This is a genomic window from Caulobacter sp. 17J65-9 (assembly GCF_010975005.1).
Lineage (GTDB): Bacteria > Pseudomonadota > Alphaproteobacteria > Caulobacterales > Caulobacteraceae > 17J80-11.
Genome location: NZ_JAAIVC010000152.1, coordinates 1 through 9,099 on the forward strand (window position 1 = coordinate 1; position 9,099 = coordinate 9,099).

The 9,099-nt window shown below is 70.4% G+C and carries 11 protein-coding genes and 1 riboswitch; of the genes, 4 read left to right on the top strand and 7 right to left on the bottom strand.

From position 1 onward, the window contains the following. The first annotated feature begins 97 nt into the window (after positions 1-97). From G3573_RS17460 to thiC, 3 genes are all read left to right on the top strand, one after another. On the top strand, positions 98-970 hold the full coding sequence (locus G3573_RS17460) for a TIGR01459 family HAD-type hydrolase (protein WP_163262948.1): 873 nt from the start codon (positions 98-100) through the stop codon (positions 968-970). Between the two features lie 30 nt (positions 971-1,000). Beyond that, positions 1,001-1,879 (top strand): hypothetical protein, encoded by an 879-nt coding sequence (locus tag G3573_RS17465; protein ID WP_163262950.1) that lies wholly within the window; start codon positions 1,001-1,003, stop codon positions 1,877-1,879. A gap of 43 nt (positions 1,880-1,922) precedes the next feature. Then, positions 1,923-2,030, top strand: a riboswitch (TPP riboswitch). Positions 2,031-2,113: 83 nt separating this feature from the next. Next, positions 2,114-3,931: a phosphomethylpyrimidine synthase ThiC gene (gene thiC, locus G3573_RS17470; protein WP_163262952.1), complete on the top strand. Its 1,818-nt coding sequence runs from the start codon at positions 2,114-2,116 to the stop codon at positions 3,929-3,931. A 45-nt stretch (positions 3,932-3,976) separates the two neighbouring features. On the opposite strand, the gene G3573_RS17475 is transcribed toward thiC, so the two are convergent. The 4 genes from G3573_RS17475 to G3573_RS17490 form a co-directional block, all read right to left on the bottom strand. Continuing rightward, positions 3,977-4,288 (bottom strand): transcriptional regulator, encoded by a 312-nt coding sequence (locus G3573_RS17475; protein ID WP_163262954.1) that lies wholly within the window; start codon positions 4,286-4,288, stop codon positions 3,977-3,979. Next, positions 4,285-4,728 carry a hypothetical protein gene (locus G3573_RS17480; RefSeq protein ID WP_163262956.1) on the bottom strand — a complete coding sequence of 148 codons (444 nt, stop codon included), beginning with the start codon at positions 4,726-4,728 and terminating at the stop codon, positions 4,285-4,287. The genes G3573_RS17475 and G3573_RS17480 overlap by 4 nt, the downstream gene beginning before the upstream one ends. Before the next feature lie 82 nt (positions 4,729-4,810). Next, positions 4,811-5,179 carry a hypothetical protein gene (locus G3573_RS17485; RefSeq protein ID WP_163262958.1) on the bottom strand — a complete coding sequence of 123 codons (369 nt, stop codon included), beginning with the start codon at positions 5,177-5,179 and terminating at the stop codon, positions 4,811-4,813. A 55-nt stretch (positions 5,180-5,234) separates the two neighbouring features. Then, complete coding sequence (locus tag G3573_RS17490; protein ID WP_163262960.1) at positions 5,235-5,768, bottom strand: GNAT family N-acetyltransferase; 534 nt, start codon at positions 5,766-5,768, stop codon at positions 5,235-5,237. Positions 5,769-5,880: 112 nt separating this feature from the next. Between G3573_RS17490 and G3573_RS17495 the strand changes: the two genes are divergently transcribed. Beyond that, entirely contained in the window at positions 5,881-6,465 is a 585-nt protein-coding gene (locus G3573_RS17495) for a hemerythrin domain-containing protein (RefSeq protein WP_163262962.1), read from the top strand. 3 nt (positions 6,466-6,468) lie between these two features. On the opposite strand, the gene G3573_RS17500 is transcribed toward G3573_RS17495, so the two are convergent. From G3573_RS17500 to G3573_RS17510, 3 genes are read right to left on the bottom strand one after another with little or no spacing between them, the layout of a single operon-like run. After that, positions 6,469-8,148 (bottom strand): amidohydrolase, encoded by a 1,680-nt coding sequence (locus tag G3573_RS17500; RefSeq protein WP_163262964.1) that lies wholly within the window; start codon positions 8,146-8,148, stop codon positions 6,469-6,471. Between the two features lie 53 nt (positions 8,149-8,201). Further along, positions 8,202-8,480, bottom strand: coding sequence for a GNAT family N-acetyltransferase (locus tag G3573_RS17505; protein WP_346427411.1), 279 nt, complete (start codon positions 8,478-8,480; stop codon positions 8,202-8,204). Between the two features lie 13 nt (positions 8,481-8,493). Continuing rightward, positions 8,494-8,820: an N-acetyltransferase gene (locus tag G3573_RS17510; RefSeq protein WP_163262966.1), complete on the bottom strand. Its 327-nt coding sequence runs from the start codon at positions 8,818-8,820 to the stop codon at positions 8,494-8,496. Positions 8,821-9,099 lie beyond the last annotated feature (279 nt).

Here is a 9,099-nt window from a genome sequence, read left to right on the forward strand (position 1 = left end):
AGCCCCCTCCACCGCTTCGCGGTCCCCCTCCCCCAGAGGGGGAGGATCTAATCGCCGCGCTTCCCCTCGCCCTCGAACCGAGGTAGCCCCGGCGGTCATGATCGAGACCACCGTCCTCCCCCGCTTCGCCGACATCGCCGACCGCTACGACGTCCTGTTCTGCGACGTGTGGGGCGTGCTGCATAACGGCCGCAACAACTACCCCGCCGCCTGCGAGGCGCTGGTGCGCTTCCGCCAGGAGCGCGGGCCGGTGGTGCTGATCTCCAATTCGCCGCGCCCGTCGACCGACGTGGTCGCCCAGCTGCGCGCGCTGGGCGTGCCGGACGAGGCCTGGTCGCGCTTCGTCACCTCCGGCGACGCCACCCGCGTGGAGCTGTCCAAGCGTTCGCCCGGCCCGGCCTGGGCCGTGGGCCCGGCCCGCGACGCCCCGCTCTACGAGGGCACCGGCGTCGGCTACGCCGAGACCCCGTACGAAGCGACCTTCGTCTCCTGCACCGGCCCGTTCGACGACGACAAGGACCAGCCGGAGGACTACCGCGAGCGCTTCGAGGTCTGCGTCGAGCGCGGCCTGACCATGGTCTGCGCCAACCCCGACAAGGTCGTGCACCGCGGCGCCAAGCTGATCTGGTGCGCCGGCGCGCTGGCCGACCTCTACGCCGAGCTCGGCGGCCAGGTGGTGATGGCCGGCAAGCCGTTCGCCCCGATCTACGACGCGGTCATGGCCGAGGCCGCCGACCTGATGGGCGGCGCGCCCGATCCCGCGCGCGTGCTCTGCGTCGGCGACGGCATCCCCACCGACGTGCTGGGCGCCAACAAGGCCGGCCTCGACGTGCTGTTCGTGGTCGGCACCGGCATCCACGGGGCCGAGGCCACCGGCCCGGACGGCGAGCTCGACCACGGCCTGATCGAGCAGATGCTGGCCAAGGCCGGCGCCCAGGCGAAGTACGCCATCCGCGATCTGGTGTGGTAAGCCTTTCCCGGGCAACCGGGGGATGAGGCGTTGTCGAGAATTCTTGCGCTCGCCGTCGCGAGCCTTGTGATCGCCGCCGCGACAGTGGCGCAGGCCGCCGAACCGGCCCAGCCCGCGCCGGTTCGCCCGCTCACGGTCGCCGAGGCCGCCGGGCTGTCTGACCGGCAGTTGGCCGATCTCGTTCTCGCGCAGTTGGCTGAGCGGGTCGCCGCCGTGGAGCGTCCCTGCGTCGAGCATTGCAATCGGGGAAATGCGCTCCCTCCGGGACCACCGAGGTTCGGGACCGTGCGCCTGCTGATGTCCCCCGCCCTCGCCGCGTCGAATCTTTGCCAGGCCGACGTGATCACCTTGAGGCTCGATCGAACCAACCCAGCCGCCTGGCCGGACCTCAAGCGACTGCCGCCGCATCCCCTCGCGGACGCAAACGAGATCGAGCGCACCGATCCCCCAGTGAAGGCGGCGGTCGCTTCGATGCAGACCCGCTATCTGGCGCTCGAGGCGATGAGCGATGTGAACGCGCGCGTGGCGTGCGGGAACGCGCTGCGGATCGACGACTACTTCACCGCGCCCGACGAGCGGACCGCTGAGGCGGCTGTCCGCACGCTCTTCGACCTGCGTCACCAAGCCATGGCCGCAGCCATGCCGAAGTTCCGCCTCGACTGTCCGGGTGAAGCCTCCATGTGCTGGGCATCGCTCGGATCGCTCGATCCCGCGAACTTGGAATCGGTCGAGGCGGCACCTTGCCCGGAGATTGGAGGGACCGCCTCCTGCTTGGGTCTACGCTTGAGCGATCGGTCGCGCGGCGCCGACACCTTCCTTTCGCTAAGCGTTCGCACGCGCCGGTCGACCGATGGGGTGCTTGTGATCGAGCGCGTCGGCCTGTTCTGGACGAGCGGCCCCGTCGTGTAACGTCTGCTTGTGCTTGACGCCCGCACGCTTGCGCGTAGGTTCGCGCCGTTCTCCGGGGGGTCGCGCCTGAGCGGCTGAGAGGTGGGTGAGCCCACGACCCGTCGAACCTGATCCGGGTCATGCCGGCGAAGGGAGGGAACGGTCGTGGCGTCTTCCGCGGTTCCGGCACTGGCCGGCGGCGGGAGAGCAGACCTCATCCTGATGCCGGCGGCTCTTTGTGCGAGAGGCCGCCAAATGAACGTCCACAAACCCGCCACGCCGTCGGTCACGGCCGAACCGCGTCCCGGCTCCAAGAAGGTCTACGCCCCGGGCGTGCTGCACCCGGAGCTGCGCGTGCCGTTCCGCGAGGTCGAGCTGCACCCGAGCGCCAAGGAAGCGCCGGTGACGCTGTACGACCCGTCCGGCCCCTACACCGACCCGTCCGTCAGCATCGACATCGCCGCCGGCCTGGCCCGCACCCGCGAAGTCTGGATCACCGGCCGCGGCGACGTCGAGGCCATCACCGGCCGCGAAGTGATGCCTGTCGACAACGGCAACGTCTCGGCCGAGCGCGCCGCGCCCCTCTTCCCGAACCTGCCGAAGGTGCTGCGCGCCAAGGGCGGCGTCGCGGTCACCCAGCTCGAGTACGCCCGGCGGGGGATCGTCACCCCCGAGATGGAGTTCGTCGCCATCCGCGAGAACATGCGCCGCGAGCAGGCGGCCGCGGTGATCCGCGACGGCGAGGACTTCGGCGCTTCGATCCCCGACTACGTCACGCCCGAGTTCGTGCGCGACGAGGTGGCCCGCGGCCGCGCCGTGATCCCGGCCAACATCAACCACCCGGAACTGGAGCCGATGGCGATCGGCCGCAACTTCCTGGTCAAGATCAACGCCAACATCGGCAACTCGGCCGTCACCTCCTCCATGGCGGAAGAGGTCGAGAAGATGGTCTGGGCGATCCGCTGGGGCGCCGACACGGTCATGGACCTGTCGACCGGCCGCAACATCCACACCATCCGCGAATGGATCGTGCGCAACTCGCCGGTGCCGATCGGCACCGTGCCGATCTACCAGGCGCTGGAGAAGGTCGGCGGCGTGGCCGAGGACCTGACCTGGGAGGTCTATCGCGACACCCTGATCGAGCAGGCCGAGCAGGGCGTGGACTACTTCACCGTCCACGCCGGCGTGCGCCTGCCCTACATCCACCTGACGGCGAACCGCGTCACCGGCATCGTCAGCCGCGGCGGCTCGATCATGGCCAAGTGGTGCCTGGCCCACCACAAGGAGAGCTTCCTCTACGAGAAGTTCGACGAGATCTGCGAGATCATGCGCGCCTACGACGTGTCGTTCTCGCTGGGCGACGGCCTGCGTCCGGGCTCGATCGCCGACGCCAACGACCGCGCGCAGTTCGCCGAGCTGGAGACGCTCGGCGAGCTCACCCACCGCGCCTGGGACAAGGGCGTGCAGGTGATGATCGAGGGCCCCGGCCACGTGCCGATGCACAAGATCAAGGAGAACATGGACAAGCAGCTCGCCGTCTGCGGCGAGGCGCCGTTCTACACCTTGGGCCCGCTCACCACCGACGTGGCGCCCGGCTACGACCACATCACCTCGGCCATCGGGGCGGCGATGATCGGTTGGTTCGGCACCGCCATGCTCTGCTACGTCACGCCCAAGGAGCACCTGGGCCTGCCCGACCGCCAGGACGTGAAGGACGGGGTGATCGCCTACAAGATCGCCGCCCACGCCGCCGACCTGGCCAAGGGCCATCCCTCGGCCCGCGCCTGGGACGACGCCCTGTCGCGGGCGCGCTTCGAGTTCCGCTGGGAGGACCAGTTCAACCTGGGCCTCGATCCGGAGACCGCGCGCGAGTACCACGACGAGACCTTGCCCAAGGACGCGCACAAGACCGCGCACTTCTGCTCGATGTGCGGCCCGAAGTTCTGCTCGATGAAGATCACCCAGGAGGTGCGCGACTACGCCAAGACGAAGGCCGAGGCGGAAGCGGGCATGGCCGAGATGAGCGAGAAGTTCAAAGCCGAGGGCGGCGAGATCTACGTCCCGGCGGAGTAAACCCGGAACGCCCTCTCTCCTCGCCGGAGAGAGGGCGTTTCTCTTTCAGCGTCCGGCCGCCGCGCCGGCTTCCGCGACCAGCCGCTCCAGCGCGGCCAGGTGCGCGGCGAAGGCCCGCCGCCCTTCGGGCGTGAGCTTCAGCCAGGTGCGGACCCGCGAAGCCACGGTCGCCTTCTCGATCTTCACATAGCCGGCTTCCTCGAGCTGGCGCACGTGCTTGCTCAGCACCGAGTCGCTGACCCCGACGCCGTCGCGCACCGCCGCGAACTCGGCGGAGCTCACCGCCGCAAGCATGGCGCAGATCTGCAACCGGTTGGGCGGATGGATCACCGGATCGAAGTGCGCCGTCTCGCTCATCGGCCCCGCTCCACGTCGGCGCGATAGGCGGCATCCCAGGCGTAGCCGAGCGCCACGGTCAGGACGAACACCACCAGCGCGACCGGCAGGCTCGCCATAGCCTCGCCATGTCTTCCCGCCCACACGCTCACGACCTGGCCGACCGCGACGACCAATCCCATCGCGATCGCGATCCAACTGGTCAGGCCCGGGCGCAGGCCGCCGACCCACACGCCGGTGCGTCGGCGATAGACCTGCACCAGCACCGCGATCCCCACGAGCGCAGCGCCGAGCATCACCATGCTCAGCGGCAGGGGCGCGGCCTGCGAGACGGTGATGACCGCCGCCAGGGCCCCCAGCACCCAGTGGTACCAGTTCTGACTGGTGGCCCGCCGGGCCACCTCCCGCTGCGCCGCGTTCACCGCGTCCAGCGCCGCGCGCGCTTCCGCTTCGTCGCTCATCCGCCCCTCGCTTTCCAACCTGGAAAGAGACAGTGCGTGCGACTTTCCAACTCGTCAAACGATAACTTTCCAGATTGGAAAGTCAGCGGCCGGCGACCAGCTCCATCTGCAGCTGTTCGCCGGTCACCGCCTTTTCGGTCCAGCTGGTGGTCCCCTCGTCCGGCACGTCGGTGCAGTACTGGAACGGGACCGGCACCGGGCGCGACTGGCGCAGGCAGATGCGGTCGCCCTTCAGGCTCCAGCGGCCGCTGGACAGGTGGCCGCGGCGGCCCTGGCCCTTGTAGCTGCCGTCACGGTTCAGCCAGAGCTTGCCCTGGCGGCCGTCCGGATAGGTGGAGATGACCGTTCCGGTGAAGGCCGGCTCCAGGTCGGCCGGGGTGACCGACGCCGCCGCCGGGGCGGCGATCAGCAGACTCGCCGCAACGGCGAACGGAGGGGTACGCGCGGACACTGGCAGCATCCGCCCCGAACCCACGGAGCAGACGACAGTTCCGCGCAGCGCTTGGTCAGCGCGCGCCCCGCTCGAACAGGATGGTGTCGGCGCCCTTGTAGGTGGTGCGGACAAACTCGCGGTAGCCGAGCTTCTCCGCCACCCGCTGGGAGGCGGTGTTGCCCGGATCGATCATGCAGACCGTGCGCGCGCCGTCGAAACGGGTCTCGCCCCAGGCCAGGATGGCGCGGACCGCCTCGGTGGCGTAGCCGCGGCCGTGCGCCCAGGGGGCGAGCGCCCAGCCGGCCTCCGGCGCGCCGTCGAAGCCCGGGGTGAGCTCGCGGCGGAAGTCGCCGAAGCCGGCCTCGCCGACGAACCGGCCCGAGGCCTTCTCGCGGATCACCCAGTAGCCGAAGCCCATGAACGCCCAGTGGCCGGCGTAGCGCAGCAGCCGCGCCCACACCTCTTCTTCGGTCGACGGCCGGCCGCCGATGTGGCGGGTGACGTCGGCGTCGCCCCACATGGCGGCGCTGTCGGCGAAGTCGTCGAGGCGATGACCGGTCAGGGTCAGGCGCTCGGTGTCGAGCGTGGGGACCGTGAAGCTTTCCATGCCCCAGCTTGGCCGACCGGCGGCGGCGGCTCAAGGGCGGGGCGGCGCGGAACCGCCTGTCGGGGCTCCCGTTCCTCCTGCCGGATCACGCCGCCGCCAGTGGGAGTAGAGCATGGCCGCCGAACGGAAGGACGACGCGCTGGAACTGCTGAAGCGCGACCACCGCGAGGTGGAGCAGCTGTTTCGAAAGTTCGACCAGACCAGGGACGAGAACGAGCGGTCGGCGCTGGCTGAACGGGTGTGCCTGATGCTGAAGGTGCACACCCAGATCGAGGAGGAGCTGTTCTATCCGGCTCTGCGCGGCAAGCTGGAAGACGAGATGCTCAACGAGGCGCTCGTCGAGCACAAGGCGGCCAAGCAGCTGATCTCCGAGATCGAGGGCTCCGAAGCCGGGGACGCCTTCCTGGAGGCCAGGGTGAAGGTCCTGCAGGAGCAGATCCAGCACCACGTCCGGGAAGAGGAGCAGGAGATGTTCCCCGAGGTCCGCAAGACCGACCTCGACCTGGTCGCCCTGGGAGGCCGGATGGCGGAGCGCAAGATGAAGGTCATGGCCCGGCTGGGCGCGGAACTGGAAATCGAGGGCGAGCCGAAGTCCTTCAGCCGCGCCGCCGAGCGCGACGAGAGCCTGGAGCGCGAGGAACGGAGCCGTCCCGCCGCGTCCAGGTCCCACGAGCGCCGCGACCAGCCGCGGCGCTGAACGTCACCAACCCGGGGCGCGGAAGGCGGTCTTGCCGTCGACGACGGTCATCAGCGCCTTGGCCTTCGGGATGGCGGCTTCCGGCACGGTCATCAGGTCGACGTCGAACACGCTGAAGTCGGCGCGTTTGCCCACGACGATGGAGCCCAGGTCCTTCTCGGCGAAGGAGGCGTAGGCCGGCCACAGAGTGAACATCTTCAGCGCCGTCTCGCGGTCGACGGCCTGCTCCGGATGCCAGTCGGGAGCCGAGAAGCCGCTCAGGTCCTTGCGGGCCACCGCGGCGTAGAACTCGATGCGCGGATCGCCGCGCTCGACCGGCGCGTCCGAGCCGGCCGGCACGATCGCCCCGGCCGCGATCAGGCTCTTCCAGGCGTAGGCCCCGGCCAGCCGCTCTTCGCCGAGGCGCGAGGGCGCGAAGTGCAGGTCGCCGATGGCGTGGCTGGGCTGCATGGACGGGATCACGTGCAGGGCCGGGAAGCGGGCGATGTCCGCGGGCGTCAGGATCTGGGCGTGCTCGACGCGCCAGCGCGGCTCGGCCACCTTGCGCTCGGCGGTCGGCACCTCGGCGAAGGCCTGGGCGTACCAGTCCAGCACCAGGCTGTTGCCGCGGTCGCCGATGGCGTGGGTGGCGACCTGGATGCCCTTGCGCAGGGCTTCCTCGTAGACCGGCACGACGTCCTCGGCCTTCATCTGCACCAGGCCGGTGGTGTCGGCGTCGTGATACTTCTCGAACAGGGCCGCGCCGCGCGAGCCCAGCGCGCCGTCGGCGTAGAACTTGATGGTGCGGGTGACCACGCGGCTGTCGGCGGCGTCGCGCGGACCGCCGGCCAGCAGCATCTTGCCTGCCTCGGGCGTGACCGCGTTATAGACCCGCAGCGGCAGCTCGCCGGCCTTGGCGAAGTCCTCCAGCATCAGCGCCTGGTCCCAGGGCACGCTCATGTTGTGCAGGCCGGTCCAGCCGTACTCCGAATAGACCTTGAAGCCGGCCTGGAAGGTGCGGCGCATCTCCTCGGGCGTCGGCTGCTGGGCCAGCGCCGACATCAGGCTCATGGCCGCGTCGATCAGCATGCCGGTCGGCTCGCCGTTCGCGTCCTTGAGGATGTCGCCGCCACTGGGCGCCTTGGTGTTGCGGTCGACGCCGGCCAGCTTCAGCGCCGCGCTGTTGGCGACCATGGCGTGGCCGTCGGCGCGCACCAGCACCACCGGCCGGTCGGCGACAACCGCGTCCAGGTCCTGGCGGGTCGGGAAACGCTTCTCAGGCCAGTGGGTCTCGATCCAGCCACGGCCCAGGACAGGCCCCGTGCCCGGGGTCTTGTCGGCGTGGGCCTTCACCGCCTGCGCCAGGGCGGCGGCGGACTGGATCCCTTCCAGGTTCAGGGTCAGCTCGCGCTGGCCGATGCCGTACAGGTGGGCGTGGGCGTCGGTGAAGCCCGGGAACAGGGCCGCGCCCTTCAGGTCCACGACCCGGGTCTTGGCGCCGACGAAGGCCTGGGCGCCCTTGCGGTCGCCGACATAGGCGATGCGGCCGCCCCGAACCGCCACGGCCTGGGCCGTCGGGTGGGCGTCGTCGGCGGTGTGGATCGGTCCGCCCCAGAACACCAGGTCGGCGGGCGCCTCGGCGGCGCTGGCCGCGCCCGCCCACAGAAGTCCGGCCAGAGCCAGAACCGACACCGTCGTGCGCATGGACGCCTCCCCGCTTGGTCCGGGTGCAGACCAAGCGCCACGGGGCGCGTGCGTCAAGCCAGAACGTCGTGGGAGGCCTTGCTGCGCTGCAGCCATACCGCCGCATAGGAGCAGACGGGGCGCAGTTTCACGCCCTCGGCCCGGGCCCACTCGACCAGGGCCTGCATGAACCGCCCCGCCGCCCCGGTGCCACGCAGGGCCGGGTCGGCCTCGACGTGCAGGACGGCCAGGGTGTCGCCGTCACGGCTGTAGCGAGCCCACACCTCGCCGCCGTCCATCGGCCATTCGAAACGCTTCTGCTCGGGCAGGTGACGGAAGGCGGTTTCGCTCACAAAGGGCTCCGGATCACGGGCGCGCCGACTCGCCGCCGGAACCGTCCAGGGGCGGCTGGCGCGGGGCCAGAAGATCGCGGTTTTCCGGGTGAGCGTCCATCCAGCGGGCGAAGGTCGGGTCCTCGACCTCAACCTTCAGCTTGAGCTCGCGGATGTGCTCGATCACCCGTCTCATGAAGCGGTCCGGGGCCGCCGTGCCCAGGAGCTTCGCAGGGAAAACCACCCGGTCGACGATGATCCGGCCGGGACCTCGGTGGTATTCGGCGAACACCAGCACGTCGTCGACCGGCATTTCGAAGCGGCTGCGGTGCGCGTCGTCGAGAAAGACTTGCTTGGTCATTCCGATCAAACCCGTCACGGCGCCCCGCGTTCCGGCGCGGCCGCGACCTGACGGACGCACGTAACTGTGTTCTCTTACGGGCCGACGCCGCGCGCGGGCGCGGCGGATTCGGGGGAGGCTTCCATGCGCGTGACCGCGTCCGTCGTCGTGATTTCCGTCCTGGCGCTCGGCGCCTGCCACAAGCGCGAAGAGAAGGCCGAGGCGCCGGCCGCGGCGCAGCCGGCCGCCCCCGCCGCGACGCCGGCCGCGCCGAAACCGGCCGCCGCGCCGGGCTTCAAG